General features: G+C 42.0%; 16 protein-coding genes. 11 read left to right on the plus strand and 5 right to left on the minus strand.

Annotation, left to right across the window (positions count from 1 at the left end; all coding sequences use genetic code 11):
* Positions 1–10: 10 nt before the first annotated feature.
* Together DFP80_RS16735 and DFP80_RS16740 are read right to left on the minus strand one after the other, a co-directional pair.
* Positions 11–661 carry a bifunctional 4-hydroxy-2-oxoglutarate aldolase/2-dehydro-3-deoxy-phosphogluconate aldolase gene (locus tag DFP80_RS16735; RefSeq protein WP_113917956.1) on the minus strand — a complete coding sequence of 217 codons (651 nt, stop codon included), beginning with the start codon at positions 659–661 and terminating at the stop codon, positions 11–13.
* A 35-nt stretch (positions 662–696) separates the two neighbouring features.
* The gene (locus DFP80_RS16740) at positions 697–1,485 is read right to left on the minus strand and encodes an IclR family transcriptional regulator (protein WP_113917957.1); all 789 of its coding nucleotides are present in this window, start codon (positions 1,483–1,485) and stop codon (positions 697–699) included.
* Between the two features lie 217 nt (positions 1,486–1,702).
* Here DFP80_RS16740 and DFP80_RS16745 point away from each other — a divergent pair, with 217 nt between their 5' ends.
* The 4 genes from DFP80_RS16745 to DFP80_RS16760 are packed head-to-tail and all read left to right on the plus strand — an operon-like array spanning position 1,703 to position 5,129.
* Positions 1,703–2,278, plus strand: coding sequence for a P-loop nucleotide/nucleoside kinase family protein (locus DFP80_RS16745; RefSeq protein WP_113917958.1), 576 nt, complete (start codon positions 1,703–1,705; stop codon positions 2,276–2,278).
* A 35-nt stretch (positions 2,279–2,313) separates the two neighbouring features.
* A complete protein-coding gene (locus DFP80_RS16750; RefSeq protein ID WP_113917959.1) occupies positions 2,314–3,327 on the plus strand; it encodes a sialic acid TRAP transporter substrate-binding protein SiaP in 1,014 nt (337 codons plus the stop codon).
* Between the two features lie 6 nt (positions 3,328–3,333).
* Positions 3,334–3,837, plus strand: coding sequence for a TRAP transporter small permease (locus DFP80_RS16755; RefSeq protein WP_113917960.1), 504 nt, complete (start codon positions 3,334–3,336; stop codon positions 3,835–3,837).
* Entirely contained in the window at positions 3,834–5,129 is a 1,296-nt protein-coding gene (locus DFP80_RS16760; RefSeq protein ID WP_113917961.1) for a TRAP transporter large permease, read from the plus strand. The genes DFP80_RS16755 and DFP80_RS16760 overlap by 4 nt, the downstream gene beginning before the upstream one ends.
* Positions 5,130–5,225: 96 nt before the next feature.
* Here DFP80_RS16760 and hutC read toward each other — a convergent pair whose 3' ends face one another.
* Positions 5,226–5,981 (minus strand): histidine utilization transcriptional repressor HutC, encoded by a 756-nt coding sequence (gene hutC / locus DFP80_RS16765; RefSeq protein ID WP_241560297.1) that lies wholly within the window; start codon positions 5,979–5,981, stop codon positions 5,226–5,228.
* Positions 5,982–6,074: 93 nt separating this feature from the next.
* A complete protein-coding gene (locus tag DFP80_RS16770; RefSeq protein ID WP_113917963.1) occupies positions 6,075–6,734 on the minus strand; it encodes a cytochrome b/b6 domain-containing protein in 660 nt (219 codons plus the stop codon).
* Positions 6,735–6,910: 176 nt separating this feature from the next.
* Here DFP80_RS16770 and DFP80_RS16775 point away from each other — a divergent pair, with 176 nt between their 5' ends.
* Together DFP80_RS16775 and pepQ are read left to right on the plus strand one after the other, a co-directional pair.
* Positions 6,911–7,942, plus strand: a complete 1,032-nt coding sequence (locus DFP80_RS16775) for an AraC family transcriptional regulator (protein ID WP_113917964.1) — start codon at positions 6,911–6,913, stop codon at positions 7,940–7,942.
* A gap of 389 nt (positions 7,943–8,331) precedes the next feature.
* A complete protein-coding gene (gene pepQ, locus DFP80_RS16785) occupies positions 8,332–9,615 on the plus strand; it encodes a Xaa-Pro dipeptidase (RefSeq protein ID WP_241560298.1) in 1,284 nt (427 codons plus the stop codon).
* A 132-nt stretch (positions 9,616–9,747) separates the two neighbouring features.
* Here pepQ and DFP80_RS16790 read toward each other — a convergent pair whose 3' ends face one another.
* The gene (locus tag DFP80_RS16790) at positions 9,748–10,803 is read right to left on the minus strand and encodes a LacI family DNA-binding transcriptional regulator (protein WP_113917966.1); all 1,056 of its coding nucleotides are present in this window, start codon (positions 10,801–10,803) and stop codon (positions 9,748–9,750) included.
* Between the two features lie 384 nt (positions 10,804–11,187).
* Here DFP80_RS16790 and DFP80_RS16795 point away from each other — a divergent pair, with 384 nt between their 5' ends.
* From DFP80_RS16795 to DFP80_RS16815, 5 genes are all read left to right on the plus strand, one after another.
* Positions 11,188–12,195 carry a Gfo/Idh/MocA family oxidoreductase gene (locus DFP80_RS16795; RefSeq protein ID WP_113917967.1) on the plus strand — a complete coding sequence of 336 codons (1,008 nt, stop codon included), beginning with the start codon at positions 11,188–11,190 and terminating at the stop codon, positions 12,193–12,195.
* Between the two features lie 56 nt (positions 12,196–12,251).
* Positions 12,252–13,193 carry a sugar phosphate isomerase/epimerase family protein gene (locus DFP80_RS16800; protein ID WP_113917968.1) on the plus strand — a complete coding sequence of 314 codons (942 nt, stop codon included), beginning with the start codon at positions 12,252–12,254 and terminating at the stop codon, positions 13,191–13,193.
* A gap of 74 nt (positions 13,194–13,267) precedes the next feature.
* Positions 13,268–14,203, plus strand: coding sequence for a sugar ABC transporter substrate-binding protein (locus DFP80_RS16805; RefSeq protein WP_113917969.1), 936 nt, complete (start codon positions 13,268–13,270; stop codon positions 14,201–14,203).
* 304 nt (positions 14,204–14,507) lie between these two features.
* Positions 14,508–15,500 (plus strand): tripartite tricarboxylate transporter substrate binding protein, encoded by a 993-nt coding sequence (locus DFP80_RS16810; protein ID WP_113917970.1) that lies wholly within the window; start codon positions 14,508–14,510, stop codon positions 15,498–15,500.
* Positions 15,501–15,583: 83 nt separating this feature from the next.
* A complete protein-coding gene (locus DFP80_RS16815) occupies positions 15,584–16,099 on the plus strand; it encodes a tripartite tricarboxylate transporter TctB family protein (protein ID WP_113917971.1) in 516 nt (171 codons plus the stop codon).

Consider the following 16,099-nt stretch of genomic DNA (forward strand, 5'->3'; position numbering starts at 1 on the left):
CAGGAGTTCATTATTGATGGCGAGCATTTGCTACAGCAGTAAGAAACACTTTTGCAGCTTCAGTCACTTTTGAATAATCACCTGTGCCTTGTGCTGCTTTAGAAATAAAACTACCAACTCCCACCGAAACACAACCCGCTGCCAACCATTCCCCGACATTCTCAGGGGTAACGCCACCAGTAGGAGCAATAGGCGCTTGCTCCAGTGGCGCTTTGATGGTTTTCACATATTGAGGCCCTAGCATATCAGCCGGAAATAGTTTAACAATATCTGCTCCAGCTTCCATTGCCGCAACAACTTCTGTCGGTGTATAAGCACCACAAACACTTACCACTTGATAGCGATTAGCCACTTGAATCATTCCGCCAGTAACATGAGGACTTACCAATAATTCAGCCCCCGCCAAGATAGCAGCACGCGCTGTTTCTGCATCAAGTACAGTGCCCGCTCCTATCAGAATGCCTTGTTGTTTGTACTTTTTAGACAGTGTGGAAATAATACCCAATGCATTCGGTACACTCAGAGTTATTTCTAGCGCCTTAATGCCACCTGCAATTGCCGCTTCTGCCACGGCCAACGCTTCTTGTTCATCATCAAGACGAATAATCAATAGAATGCCAGTGTCAGCAATGGCCTTTAGGTTCTCAAACTTTTTCCACATTGTTTTATCCTTAGAAGTATTAAGTATCCATCACATTAGTTTGCATACAGTTTATTTCCTCCATAGCCTAATTGCTGTGAAAGCTTCAACGCTGTTTCTTTTACTAATGCAATGATGGTTTTCTCTCGTTCTGAATTCATAGTGGAATACATGCTAGCAACGCTAATAGCAGCAATAGGTTGAGACCATTGGTCATAAATAGCCGAACCGATGCAATAGGATTCAATGTTGTCTTCTCGGTTATCAATTGAATAACCCCGAGCACGAATTTCTTGGATATCTTTTAATACGTCCTGTACAGCGACATTGGAGTACACCGTTTTTGGAAGCAGCTCATCTAAGCCTAAGATATAGTGAACTTTTTCATCATCCAATGCGGCCAATAAAGCCTTGCCAAGCCCCGTCGTATGCATGAATCGACGAGAGCCTAGTTTTGCTGTAGGGCGCATTACGGAAAAGTTTTCTGCTTTATCTAAATAGACAATTTTCCCTTTATCCTCAACACCAAGAAAAACAGTGCTGCCTGTTTGCCGGTTCAGCTCTTGTAACAGTGGACGAGCCAACTGAGAGACACTCATTTTGGATAAATAAGCAATTCCGGTTTCAAATGCCCCAATACCTAATTTATAGGTTTTTAAACGGGCATCTTCAATTTCCAAAAAACCTTTATAAACCAAGGTCTGTAACAACTCGAACGCACTGCTTTTAGGCAAACTTAACGCCTTACAAATTTCATTAAGTGTTAATGCCTGCTCAGTCTTCGACAACAAGAACAAAACATCCACAACCCGCTCAGCCGATTTATTTAGCTTGATAGTTTCCATGTAATTCACCACTTCTTAGTTCGCATATGTGAATATGGTTCCCATATATGAATGTAAGTATTATTAATTTACTCAAATTCCATTCAATTAACAAACGCAATTTACTTTTTTAGTGTTTTATATATACTAATTCGCAGATTTCATAAAAATAAACAACCACATAACATTCACATATGCGAACAAAGTTTATATATGCGAATTTGGAGGTAACTGAACAGTGGGCCATTCCGTCATTTTGACAGTAGGGTTTCCGGGCTCCGGAAAATCCACCGTCGCCAAAGCCATAGCAAGCAATCTCAATGCAACGTATCTGGACAAAGATACTATTTGCAATGGATTCACAGGGCTTTTACTTGAACTTAATGGCGAACCTGCTAATGCTCGCGATGATTCAGCCTTATACAAAGAAAAAATTATGCCCGTGGAGTACCGAACGTTATTCCAAGCCGCTAATGATACCTTATCATCCAGCCAATGCATTGTGATCGATGCACCTTTTGTTAGTTTCTTTAATGATCGCTCCTACATAAAAAACCAATGCGAAATACTTAACTGGATAGACGTAACAATAATAGTTGTTGAAGTGAGTGCCAGCCTAGATGTTACGAAAGAACGACTGATACAAAGAGGCGAAGAACGAGACCTCTGGAAACTCGACAACTGGAACACCTTTTCTCAGCGCATTAGTAGTCAAAGGTGCCACTGGGAAGGCGTCACTCGTTTCTCTTTTGATAATAGCTCTCTCACACCAAACGTTATTGACCTTGTTCAAATGATAAAAAGTACCCTCTAGATCAGACAGTAGATAATAAAAAACGGAGACCCAAAATGAAAAAAAACACCATGCAAATGAATTCCGCTAAACGCTGGATTGCAGGAACGACTTTACTTGCGTCGATTCTATTTACACAATCCACACTAGCCGCGCCAGAGAAGTTGCGCCTTTCTGCAGCAACATCACCAACAGACCAACGTGCCATAGCAATGACAGAAATATTTGGTAAGGAAATCCAAGACATTACTACTTTTGAGCCCCATTGGAATGCCGCTTTATTCAAGCAAGGCACAGAATTAGAAGCCATGGCGCGCGGAAATCTAGATATGACGATTTCCTCCGCTCAACAAATTTCAGAGTTTTTTCCTGAGTTTTCAATCTTCACCGCAGGCTACGTAATGCAAGATGCAGGGCATCAGCAACGCGTATTCAATGCTGATTTTATGACACCGCTTAAAGAAAAAGTCGAAGACGAATTGGGCGTTAAACTTTTATCTGTTATGTATTTAGGACGCCGTCAAGTAAACCTACGCACTGACGAAGAAATACAAACACCGGAAGACTTAAAGGGCATTAAATTACGCATGCCTGGTACAGAGTCTTGGCAGTTCTTGGGTAACTCATTGGGAGCAAATGCAACACCAATGCCTTTCAGTGAAGTTTATACTGGGCTACAAACTGGTGCGATAGATGGCCAAGACAACCCACTCCCTACTGACAGAGACGCGAAGTTCTATGAAGTAACGAAGCAAATTGTGCTGACTAGCCACCTTGTGGACTTTAACTATATTGCAATTTCAAAATCTACTTGGGATAAGTTTTCTTCTGAAGAACAAGTTCGCATTCAAAAAGCAGCTGATGATGCCGCAGAAAGCGCCCGTCAAAAACAACTTGCTCTTGAAGACAGTTTAGTACAATTCTTCAAAGATAAAGGGCTGAAAGTATATGAGCCTAATCTAGACGCCTTCCGTACACACGTACAGAACGAATACTTACAGTCTGATTTATCAAAAAGCTGGCCAAAAGGCATGCTTGAGAAAATCAACGCGCTTGGAACCACTAACTAGAGGCCAATGATTGTGAAACGAGTCTTACGCGTTTTACAGAGTACGGCAGATAACATAGCAGCAGCCACCCTTGCTGCTATGTTTATCATTTTCATCGTGCAGATTATCAGCCGTTACTTTTTTAATATGCCACTAGCATGGACCGAAGAAGTCTGTATCACCCTTTGGCTATGGTTAGTATTCTGGGCAAGTGCATTTTGCTTAAAAGAAAATGATCACATACGTTTTGATGTTTTGTATACGATATCGCCCCGTAAAATCCAAAGAGCATTCGCGCTCATAGCTGCTTTGGGTATTGCTGGGACTATGGCTTATGCATTTCTTCCAACTTGGGATTACATCTCGTTTTATAAAATTAAGAAAAGCGCAAACTTACGCATTCCTTTGAATTATGTGTTCAGTATTTATGGCTTATTTATGATCGTGATCGTACTCCGTTATAGCTGGTCCGCCTTAACCCAAGTTTTTCCTCGGTTAAACTCTTTATTTTCTGACGAGAATCCGTCATGAGCTTTGAATTTTCTCTTTGTCTATTAGTTGTATTTACTCTAGCGGCATTTGGTGCACCAATCGCACTGTCTATGATAGTGGGTGCTATCGCTTACTTAGCTGCAAGCGGACAGGATATTGCGTTAGCAGGCGAACAAATTATCCAAGGGATTTACGGCAGCTTCATTTTGCTTGCTGTTCCTTTGTTTATCGTTGCTGCAAATATCATGAATGCAGGCACCATATCAGAGCGTTTATTAAATTTTTGTGTTGCCATGGTTGGTCACCTCCGTGGTGGCCTTGGTCATGTCAATGTCGTCTCAAGTCTTATATTTTCTGGCATGTCTGGCTCCGCTGTAGCGGATGCTGCAGGCGTTGGTAAGGTTGTCATTGAAATGATGACCAAGGGTAATCGCTATCCACCAGGTTACGCTGCAGCCATTACCGCCGCATCAGCGACCATTGGTCCGATTATTCCCCCTTCTATTCCCATGGTTATCTATGCGTTAGTGTCTGGCGTATCGATTGGCTATCTTTTCATCGCTGGATTGGTGCCTGGACTGTTCATGGGGGTGGTTTTGATGGCGTTTAATGCCTATCAAGCACGTAAACTCAATATCAAGAAAGAACCCCGTATCCCGGCCAAAGAAATACCCAAAGTTGCTTGGCAAGCCTTTCCAGCACTTATGATGCCTGCCATTCTGCTATATGGTATTTATGGTGGCGTCACCACACCAACAGAAGCTGCCGCTGTGGCGGCAGGCTATGCACTTTTATTGGCCGCTACCGTGTATCGCTCCATCAGTTTCAAAGAGTTGGTGAGTGTCTTTAAGCAAAGCGCCTTATCTTCTGCTTCTGTTGGCTTAGTAATTAGTGCCGCGCTAATTTTCAATTACATAGTGTCCACAGAAAACATTCCAACCGTTGTGGCGAATACTTTAGTTGCTTGGGATTTATCACCCTTACAATTCATGATTGCAGTCAACGTACTATTTTTACTATTGGGTTGTTTGCTTGATACGGCAACCGTTGTCTTAGTCATAGTGCCACTGTTAATACCAGCTTGTCGTGAATTAGGCATTGATCTCATTCACTTTGGCGTTATTACGCTTGTGAATTTGATGATAGGCATGATTACTCCGCCTTACGGCATATTGCTGTTTGTTATCAATGGTACGACACGCATTCCGCTTGCGGATATCATAAAAGGTGTTTTACCTTTCACTGTCGTACTTCTATTTGCTCTAGTCATAATGACTGTATTTCCAGATTTAGTCTTATTTGTTCCAAGGCTTTTTGGTTATGCGGGGTAATGGTGACATGGCATAAGACCCAACATATACGACCGTATTTATGTGTTGGGGCTTATGTGGAACTGTGTTGAAATGATTCAATATTGTATTAAAAACTTAACGACCAAAATGTCCGAATAATTGAAAACGCGATCCAGGGTGAAGTAACCGGGCTGCGGTGACAATATCATCGCCAGCCCAAGTACGACGTTTGATTTGTAAGCAAGGCTCTGATGTTTGAACTTGTAAACGCTCGCACTCGATGTCATTAGGTAAAACAGCTTCTACAAGATGTTCTCCCTCTGTCATAGGTGCAACACTCATCAAGTATTCGTAAGGCGTATACTTAGCAAAATCTTGCTTGTCATAATCTGGCGCTAACGTCGCGTTAACAATGCGCTCTTCTATTTGAATCGGTAAATCGTTTTCGAAGTGCAATACCACTGAGCGGAAAATTCCATGATTAGTTCGCACACCTAGCGTCATCGCCTCTTCCATTGTCGCTTTGGCGGATTCCAGAACTAATAATTCAGAGCGATGCTTATGACCGCGGGCAGCGACTTCTTCTGCGATATTATGAACCTCAAAAAGTGCCGAATGTGCTTTTTTCTCGGCAACAAAGGTTCCCAGTCCCTGATGACGAACAAGATAGCCTTCTGCCGTCAATTCTCGCAATGCACGATTCACTGTCATACGACTCACACCCAACGCTTTCACCACTTCGGCTTCAGAGGGAACACGTTGATTTGTTTGCCACTCACCAGAAGAAATCTTCATCGTAATTGCTTGCTTCAATTTGGCGTATATCGGCAAAGGAGCATCCGGTAAATCATCAAACAAATTAATCAAATTAGAAGTTGTTACGTCAGACACTAAGGTTTCCATATAGTCATATGTTTATAAAAATTTCGATTATAGGTAATAATAGCAAATAACCAGCCTGTCTATACAATTAAATCCGCAGCATTAAATTGGTATCATCCACAATGCTGCCAACCAAGAAAGCCCCATCAAGAGAGAGAAAATAACTCCCCAGCGCGGGGTTTTGACTTCGGTCGATATCATTATGAAATGCTTCTTACGACCGCGAACCATGGCATCAATAAGTCGCTCTTTAAGACATAATTCATGATAAAGAACAGCCAACACATGCACGACGACTAAACCCAGTAAAACATTAGGCAAAAAGTGGTGGATAGACGCTAGTTTAGCGGCTAATTCTTCTGAAATGAGGCCATTGAACGGCCCAAACCAAAACACTTCATCGCTTGTAAACAACCCAGTTCCCCACTGTATAGAAAGTACAAGTAACAAAACCACCACCATTAATGCACCAACAGGGTTATGTCCTAGGTACTTTTGGGGACGACCAGATAACAAGGATATAGCAAAGCGTAAGACGATTTTGGGGCTTCTCACAAACTGACTAAAACGTGCGTAGTAAGATCCATAAAAACCATACAGTACTCGTGCAATAATTACCGCAGACAAGCTATAACCCATGTAAAAATGGTACTGCACATAATCACCGTCTGACTTTCCAGTAATAATCAAACCCGTGAACAATAGTACAATCAACCAATGGCTAACACGAATTGGCCAGTCCCACACTAATGTCGATTTCATTTTTACGTTCCTCTGTCTGGATACACTAGCACCACGTTTCATTATTGCTCAAAAATCCCTCCTTGCTAAAAAGTGACATTAAACACTATGCTGTGAAAAGCAAGATTATGATTATCTAATTTACGTAATTAGTAGATAGACTCCTCTTTAAATGTACCATTAAGGTTGAGGTATGTATGCTTGTCATTCTATTCCTGATCACGTTTTTTATCGTCGTTTTTGTAGCGTATTTTTGTTTATTCAGAGACCACTTTTTTAGCCGACAAAATGCGATTATCAATGCACCTATAGAGGCAATCACTGAAGACCTCAGTGACCTTACCAATTGGCAAAACTGGCTACCTTGGCTCATATTTGAGCCTGATGCGGACATTGATTACCAATACTCAAACTCAGGCATTCATTCAGTTCTTCCTTCCAGCTTAGTATGGCAAGGCAAGCTAATTAAAAATGGGCATATCACATTAGAGCCAGCGCGCTCGGGCGTACATTATTTCCATACCTTATTAGAGGCGCCAGCATTCTATCCAAAAGATGTGCATTTCAATATCGACCTAACCAAGCAAAAAAGTCGCACTTTAATCACCCTCCAAATAACCAGTAAATTGCCTTTTTACAGCCGTTGGAAGCAAAAGAATTACCGCTTTCGTGCAGAAAAAGACGCCGAGCTCACCTTACTTAAACTATTAGCTCATCTAAACAAATATAACGCTACACCAGACCATGAATACAAAGCACCAATTTTTAAATGGTTAAAACAAACCAAACTAGACAATATTGATGCAGTGACTCGACCATTCGTGGTGAATAACCAACCCATGTCACAAAAGATGGATCAGGGCTTCCGCGATTTAATTACCGAGCTTGGTCCAGAAAATCCACCTGCGGGCCCCAGTTTCGCGTTATACAAAAAAGCGGACATTGCTTACCATTACTTTTCTGGTCGATTAGGCATTCCCGTACAGAACCTTGTACCATGTGAACTCTGTCCTGAACGCATTGTCTTACCGGGCAACTATTTACACCTACGCTATGTTGGTGGCTATCAAAACTTATCTTTAGCATGGCATGTGCTTTACAATTTTATGAGATTACACAATTTAAAGCCCCATCGACGACATTACGGTGTAGAAGTTTTTGAAGCTGGGCCCATACAAAAAAATAGCTCAAAGGATTATGTGACTTCGGTGTACTTACCCATCAAATAATTGGCTTCGAGACTGTTTTATGGGAAGGTCTTTTTTCGAATACTCTCTTTTTAATAAAACGTAAGGAAATACAAACGTGACAAAGCTTTACCCTCTTATAGACAGTTTAATTCGCATTATGCTAACCATCGCATTTTTCTATATTTTTAAACATTTTTTGAATGTGGAAAATGATTTGTTATTAGCCTTCATTTCTGTGCTTTGCGGATTCGTAACTTTTCGTATTTTGATCTTTGCTTTCAATAAAATGATTACTAAAAAAAGCCCTGAGTGACGACGAGTTGAGCGTATTCTAATCGCTTATTTCCCCCTGAAAACACCATAATGCAGACTTAACGGATATAAGCCCTGTGTTCCTGATCACACTTGTAAAAAATATGAGTTTCTCTATGACAACACTCTATCAAGAACACCTTAACGCCCTCATCAATCGCTATGAAAACGCCATGGCGCATTTTGGCCTAGACGCCATTGTTTTAGCCTCAGGGGAAAAAAGCTATTACTTTCAGGATGATCACGCTCATCCTTACCATGCCTATTCAGGAGCGCAACAATGGCTTCCTTTTAGCCTTGGAGCAGAAACTTACATTGTGCTAAAGGCGAGTGAAAAACCAACCTTAATATGGCCTATCCGTGATGATTTTTGGCATGCTCCAAACCCTGTCCCTAATGGCGATTGGCAGCAAGGTTGGAACATTATAACCGCGAAAAAAACCGACAAATGGTTTATCGATTTACCTAAAAGAACCGCTTGGCTTGGCCCACAAGCAATGCCATTCGCTGTCGCTTGTGACGGCTTAAAAGCCTATGTAGATTTTGCTAAAGCGGTCAAAACTGACTTCGAAATTAAAGCTATGCGCCAAGCAAGCGTACGTGGCGCAGCTGGCCATACAGCAGCAAAAGAAGCTTTCTTAGCGGGCATGAGCGAACTAGAAATCCATCTCGCCTTTTTAACAGCCAGCCAACAAAGCGCTTTCCAAGAACCTTATCCAGGTATTGTTGGTTTGGACGAACACGCCGCAGTACTGCATTATGAACATAAATCCATAGAACAAGTTACCAACTCTCGCACTTTATTGATTGATGCGGGCGCTAACGAGCACGGTTATGCCAGCGATATTACTCGTACCTTTACTCGCCACAATGATGACTTTAACGCCTTGATCAAGGATCTAGATACGATGGAGCAACAGCTTTGCCGTAGCGCAATATCTGGCGTTAATTTCAAAGACTTACATCAAGATACTCTTGCGGGCATTGCAACATTACTTTTTGAACATAAAATTTGTACTTTAAGTGTGGAAGAACAATTAGCTAAACAGATCCCACAGGTTTTCTTTCCCCACGGGTTGGGGCACTTGCTTGGCCTACAAGTTCATGATGTAGGCGGACACCAAATAGACAAATCGGGCACATTAAGCAAACCAGACGACAGTGCTCCCTTCTTACGTTTAACTCGAACACTAGAAAAAAACATGGTGATCACTATTGAGCCAGGGTTGTACTTCATTCCAATGTTAATAGAAAAAATGCAGGCAGAAGTATCGAACCACGGCTGTGATATGGCTCGCATTCAGCACTTTCTACCTTACGGAGGTATTCGAATTGAAGACAATGTGGTGGTAAAAAATGACTTACCAGTGAACTTAACACGTGAAACTGGGCTTACCTGATAAAAGCAATAAATCTCGATTTACTATCTAAACTGTCTGACTTTCGTAATATTAGGTCTTAATGCAATGACCTTAATTCCAACAAGTGGCTGCAAACAATAGGGAGAGAACTTGTTTACAGCCACTTCCTTACTAGACATTTTCTGAAATACATATATCAAACTGTAATGTCGTTGCCTCAGGGCGACCTTTTAATGGGCGTTCAGGGTCAACCATTTCATCAATCAAACGAGTTGATAGTCGTTGCCTAGGATGAGAGATGACCATATTAAGTAAACCATCTAATAACGCCGTACGTGTTTTGTCTGTAAGTTCATTACATACCACTATTAAATCCTGCGCTTGCTTCACGCTTTTCAGTACATTCAACATACCTTCTACACCACCACCAGCGCAGTACAGCCCGACTAGATCAGGGTTGTGCTTTAATAACTCCAGTGTCGCCTCTTCAGCTAGTGACGCATCTTCTAAGCTCACAACCGCTTCTACAATTTGAAACTGCGGTGCATTTTCACGACAATAGGAACGAAAACTAACTTCGCACAATTCTTGGCATAAATAACGATGGCTTCCCATAATAATGCCAATTTTTCCTTCTTTGGGGCCTAATTGGGTAATCGCCCATGCAGCGGCACGTCCTGCTGAGCGGTTATCTATACCTATAGAACCAGCTCTATCTATGGCCGTCACATCACTTAATAAGGTGAAAACAGGAACGCCCATTGCCTGAGTTTCTTCAATAGATTGATTAACTCGCGGATGATCCGCGGTGACAACAGCAATCGCATCCACTTGATGACGAAGCTGCTCAATGGCTTGCATTACAGCCCGCGGAGTTAATTCTTCTAAAAAGTGTATTACCGGTATAATTTCTGCTTGTTCATTTTCGGCACATGCAACTCGGAGAGATTCTGCTAATTCCCGATAAAATAAACTCGCATAGCGCTGTAAAATAAAACCTAATTTTTTCTCTCGCCCTTGCCTATCTAAACGCATGCGTATCAAGTTGGCGCCATGAAAGCCTAAGGTTTGTGCGGCCTCCAGTACGCGCTCGATGGTTTTCACCTTCACTTTGGCTCGACCATTAATCACTCGATCAACTGTCGCGACTCCAACACCTGCTTCTTTTGCCACTTGCGCCAAGGTGACTTTTCGTGATGCTTTTTTATTTTTGATAGTTTCTATCATATTTGCACTCAACTTTTTTGATATTTGTGATAGTAAATCATGTCATTTACTTTTTTTATTTCAATATTTAGAGAATACTCCAAATCAATCTAATTGGCGGACAAAAAATGTACGCTTCAAGATACAGAATAACAATATTATAAAAACAACACTAAAATTGATAAAACTCTTTTTTATCAATTGATTGGAGAATAAAAATGAAAAAAATCATCACCAATAAATTGTCGTTCTTATCCGTATCTATTTTTCCACATCCGACTCATCTCATTTTTGCTCATTCAATTAACAACAAACTTTAGCTCACCTTCAATTAAGCAACATCGTACCTGAACTAATTGTTTACTATCAAAACTATCATTTTTATATCTTTTCAGAGGAAATTTCATGACGTTAAAGTTAGGTGTAATTGGCATTGGCGCTATTGGCAAAGACCACATAAAACGCATTCATCATAAATTAAGCCGTGCCAGTATTGTTGCCGTAAGCGATGTAAACCGCGAGCAAACTGATGCGTTCTTATCGCAAGAGTGCATTAGTGCTATGTATTTTGAAAATGGAATAGACCTTATTCAATCAAAGGATGTTGATGCAATCCTCGTAACATCGTGGGGACCAACACATGAAGAGTTTGTGTTGGCCGCAGTGGAAGCAGGAAAATTCGTTTTTTGTGAAAAACCATTGGCCGTCACCGCAGAAGGTTGTCGTCAAATCGTTGATGCAGAAATAAAAGCTGGAAAACGCTTAGTTCAAGTCGGCTTCATGCGCCGTTTTGATCGAGGGTATCGTCAGTTAAGAAACGTTATCAGCGAGCAAGAGATGGGGCTCCCTCTGATCCTAAACTGCGCACACAGAGCACCAGCTGCACCAGGATTCTTTGGTGACATGGCCATTAGCGATTCATTAGTACATGAATTTGATGTGTTACGTTGGTTACTCCAAGACGATTATGTTTCAGCTCAGGTCATTCAACCTCGTGGCACTCGACTTTGCGATGAAGGACTGCAAGACCCACACGTCATTCTGTTAAGAACCCGTGATGGTATTTTGATCAACATCGAGAGCTTTGTGAATTGCCAGTACGGCTATGACATTCAATGCAACATAATATGCGAATCAGGCACAGTGTCATTACCAGAACCAAGCAGCTTGCAACGCCGCCACAATGCACGCTTATCCACTGAAATCATTGTCGATTGGCAAGAACGCTTCGTTGATGCTTTCGATGTAGAGCTACAAGAATGGATCGACGCGACTTTAGCAGGCGAAATGAACGGCCCAAGCGCATGGGATGGCTATGTTGTCGCAGTTACCGCTGACGTCTGCCTCAAAGCCAAACATTCAGGAGCAATCGAAGCCATTGATATCCCTGAAAAACCAACTTTTTATCAATAACAAAACGCTATCTTACACATTGATGTGTTTTACAAAACAATAACAAGCGAGTGATTATGAAATTATCTTTTTGTACCGACAGTCTTGGCCATTTGTCTTTTGAAGACATGCTAGACACCCTTCAATCCATGAATGTTGAGGGCGTTGAATTAACCACTGGTGGCTGGTCAAGCGCACCTCACTTAAACATGGAAGAATTACTTGCGAGTGAAGACAAACGTAAGCAATACTTGGCCGCCATTGAGTCTCGTGGGCTAGAAATTGCAGCTCTGAATGTATCTGGCAACCCCTTAGACCCAGGCACGCTGGGTAAGCATCATCGAGAAGTAACACACAACACCATGATTTTGGCAGGCCTTCTTGGCGTCAAGAAAATCGTCATGATGAGTGGCTTGCCTGCTGCAAGTCCAAATGATGAAGTGCCAAACTGGATCACATATACCGTTAGCTGGCCTCCTATTTTAAAAGAGCGCTTAGATTACCAATGGAATGACGTAGCAATTCCTTACTGGAAAGACCTCGTTGTCCACGCAAAGAATAATGGTGTAGAAAAAATTGCCCTTGAGAACTTCAGCTCAATGTTGGTTTGGAATCCAGAAACCTTGTTCCGCCTACGAAACGCAGTGGACCCGATGATTGGCCTAAACCTCGACCCTAGCCATTTAATCTGGATGGGGGCAGACCCTATAGCCGCAGCACGCGCTCTTGGGCCAGCAATTCACCATTGTCATGGTAAGGACGTTCGACTTGAACGAGGGCTTGTCGATATCAACGGTTTGCTCGAGACCAAACCAGTTGAAGATACTGCAAATCGTGCTTGGAACTATGTGGCAGTAGGTTGTGGGCAAGATCTACAGTGGTGGAAAGAGTTTTTCTCTGTAGTTCGAATGTCCGGATACAACGATTGGGTATCACTTGAAATGGAAGACTTAACCATGTCCGTTGAAGCGGGCGTAAAAACCTCAATAGATGCGTTACACGCATCATTAAGTCGCTAATATGAATGAAAAAAACTAACAGGTTAACCATTAAGCTATTTTGCTTAACACCGTTAAATTAGAGGATAAAAATAATGAAAAAGTTACTCTTAACAACAACACTCGCAGCAACACTCATTTCTAGCACTGCTATGGCAGACAATTATAAGGTAGGCATCAGTCTTTTCAGCTTTGATGATTTATTCTTATCTGTCCTACGTGGTAGTTTAAGCTCATCCGCTGAAGAGGAAGGTGTTGACGCCCAGATGGAAGACGCCAAAAATGAAATCGGCGTACAACTCAATCAAATCCAAAATTTCATTGCCTCAGGTGTGGACGGCATTATCATAGATACGGTGGATTCTGACGCCACACAAGCGATGACAGAATATGCAGAAGAAGCTGGAATACCGCTTGTTTTTGTTGGTCGTCGCCCAATAAATGTCGACTTTTTACCAGACAACCAAGCGTTTGTGGCATCAAATGAAATTGATTCAGGCACGCTACAAACCAAAGAAGTATGCCGTTTATTAAATGGCAAAGGCGATGTCGCCGTCATGATGGGCACACTAGGTGACAATGCTGCCCAACAACGAACTAAAGATATTCATGATGTCATCGCGACGCCAGAATGTTCGGGGCTCAAAATAGTTGTTGAGCAATCTGCAAACTTTACTCGAACAGAGGGCAACGATCTAATGACCAACTGGCTAACTGCAGGCATCACATTTGATGCAGTAATCGCCAATAATGATGAAATGGCCATTGGCGCCATTCAAGCAATGAAAGCCGCCGACATCGATATGAAAAACGTTGTCATTGCAGGCATTGATGCTACCGCAGACGGCTTAGCAGCAATGAAAGCAGGCGATCTCGATGTGACCGTTTACCAAAATGCGGCGGCTCAAGGCAAAGGCGCAATGCAAACTCTACTTAAGCTGATGAAGGGTGAAGATGTCGATCAAAAAGTATGGATTCCTTTTGAACTCGTCACGCCAAGCAATATGAACGAGTACATCAAGCTTAATTAATTTGTAATTTGTTCACCTCTTCGAACACATTTTGAGCGCACTTTTCAAAAGAAGAGTGCGCTTTTTTTTGTACTGACCACGCATTTTTCCACTTTTTCATTCTATCCCGCCATTTACCTATAACTAAAAGATAATAAAATGAGTAAAATATGGAATACATATAGTCTTTATCATAAATCACTCATCGGCTAAGGTTATAGCGGTTTCGAAATGCTCTCTCAAGGATTGATGAGGTATTTATAGATGATAATAAAAAATTAACTAAGCCAAGACCATCGTATGATGGACGCAACAGAGGCCCCTAATGAAAAAAACAACAATTACGTTACTAGCAGCATTATCCCTTTCATCTTCTCTAAGTTTTGCAGATTACCCAACCAAAGACATACAAGGCATTATCCAATGGGGAGCCGGTGGCTCAACCGATACGGTTATGCGTTCTATTGCTCCTCACGTTGAAAAAGAACTTGGAACCGATCTGATTCTAACGAATAAAACGGGTGGTGTTGGCGCCATTGCAACAAAATATGTCAATGCTAAAAAAGCCGACGGTTATACACTTCTGATGGGGGCTGAAAACCCTCAGATGTATAAAATATTAGGTCTTTCTAACATCGATTACAGCGACATGATCGCAATCAATGTGCTAGCTCGTGGAACGCCAATTATTGTGGCAAACAATGATGCTCCATTTAACACAATGAAAGAACTCATTGAATATACAAAAGCCCATCCGGGAGAAGTGAAGTTTGGCTCTACAGGCCCAGGCGGCTTAACTTCTATTGTGACAGCCATGCTGGATTCTCAAGTCAAACTGGACTACATCAGCATTCCTTATAATGGCGACGGCCCAGCACTAACCGCGCTACAAGGTGGTGCAATTGATGTCATGCCAGCGGTATTAGGCGCGACCATCGAACAAATTAAAGCTGGCCGCATGAAAGCCATCAGTATTGTGGATGTTGAAGCCAATAAGCTTTTACCTGACCTTGCACCTATCACCGACGCATTACCGGGCATGAAAACTTACCTACCTTGGGGCCCTTTCTTTGGTGTCTTCGTGAAAAAAGGCACGCCGGATGAAGCGGTAGAAAAATTGCAGTCGGCTTTCCAAAAAGCCGCTTTCGACAAAGAGTTTGTTGACCTAATGCAAAAGCGCGGTTTCACCATTATGAATATTTCAGGTGAAGAAGCGGATTACTTCCTAGACGCCTATCGCTCAACATCTTCTTGGTTAGTCCATGATGCTGGTTTTAGTAAGTTCTCCCCTGAAAAGTTTGGTATCCGTAAACCATAAGGTTACCGCTCTATTTTGATCTCTAGGCGCGACCGAACTGACAATAAGTCGCGTCTCCTCTTTTTGCTTTATCTGGAGTTACCATGTCCAGTCAATCTCCTACGATAAAAACTCGTAAGCCTGGTGAGCGAATATTCTGCTTTCTCTTGGTTTTAGGAAGTATTTATCTCTTTTGGCAAGCCTATAATATTTCAGGGTTTAGTTCGTTAAGTTCTCCTGGCGCATTTCCCCTTGCCGCTTCTGCCGTCATGGTATTGGCATCTTGTATAACATTTTTGAACACGCTCAAAATACCAGCAGCGGAAAATGTTCGTTTCGTTTATCACTGTTTCCCACCTATTGTTGCCTTTATTATGGCGCTGATTCTTATCTACTCAGTGATATTAGAAAGCTTAGGGTTCATTCTCTCCAGCTTTGCTTTTTTGTTCATTTCGATCCAGTTTTTATATCGACGTAGCGCACTCACAACGCTCGCCATTACACTATTTACACTGATTGTTGTGTACATTATTTTCCGTCTCGTTTTTCAAGTCGTGCTTCCCGAGGGCATAGTACCTGAGCGTGAAATTCTATCCTCAATAAAATCTTTGTGGAGATAG

Origin of the sequence: Marinomonas rhizomae (genome assembly GCF_003315485.1) — a bacterium.
Lineage (GTDB): Bacteria > Pseudomonadota > Gammaproteobacteria > Pseudomonadales > Marinomonadaceae > Marinomonas > Marinomonas rhizomae.

Excerpts from the sequence above, each read along its gene's own strand:
- DFP80_RS16735 (WP_113917956.1), bottom strand. The coding sequence starts at position 661 with ATGTGGAAAAAGTTTGAGAACCTAAAGGCCATTGCTGACACTGGCATT.
- DFP80_RS16740 (WP_113917957.1), bottom strand. The coding sequence starts at position 1,485 with ATGGAAACTATCAAGCTAAATAAATCGGCTGAGCGGGTTGTGGATGTT.
- DFP80_RS16750 (WP_113917959.1), top strand. The coding sequence starts at position 2,314 with ATGAAAAAAAACACCATGCAAATGAATTCCGCTAAACGCTGGATTGCA.
- DFP80_RS16755 (WP_113917960.1), top strand. The coding sequence starts at position 3,334 with ATGATTGTGAAACGAGTCTTACGCGTTTTACAGAGTACGGCAGATAAC.
- DFP80_RS16760 (WP_113917961.1), top strand. The coding sequence starts at position 3,834 with ATGAGCTTTGAATTTTCTCTTTGTCTATTAGTTGTATTTACTCTAGCG.
- DFP80_RS16770 (WP_113917963.1), bottom strand. The coding sequence starts at position 6,734 with ATGAAATCGACATTAGTGTGGGACTGGCCAATTCGTGTTAGCCATTGG.
- DFP80_RS16775 (WP_113917964.1), top strand. The coding sequence starts at position 6,911 with ATGCTTGTCATTCTATTCCTGATCACGTTTTTTATCGTCGTTTTTGTA.
- pepQ (WP_241560298.1), top strand. The coding sequence starts at position 8,332 with ATGACAACACTCTATCAAGAACACCTTAACGCCCTCATCAATCGCTAT.
- DFP80_RS16790 (WP_113917966.1), bottom strand. The coding sequence starts at position 10,803 with ATGATAGAAACTATCAAAAATAAAAAAGCATCACGAAAAGTCACCTTG.
- DFP80_RS16795 (WP_113917967.1), top strand. The coding sequence starts at position 11,188 with ATGACGTTAAAGTTAGGTGTAATTGGCATTGGCGCTATTGGCAAAGAC.
- DFP80_RS16800 (WP_113917968.1), top strand. The coding sequence starts at position 12,252 with ATGAAATTATCTTTTTGTACCGACAGTCTTGGCCATTTGTCTTTTGAA.
- DFP80_RS16805 (WP_113917969.1), top strand. The coding sequence starts at position 13,268 with ATGAAAAAGTTACTCTTAACAACAACACTCGCAGCAACACTCATTTCT.
- DFP80_RS16810 (WP_113917970.1), top strand. The coding sequence starts at position 14,508 with ATGAAAAAAACAACAATTACGTTACTAGCAGCATTATCCCTTTCATCT.
- DFP80_RS16815 (WP_113917971.1), top strand. The coding sequence starts at position 15,584 with ATGTCCAGTCAATCTCCTACGATAAAAACTCGTAAGCCTGGTGAGCGA.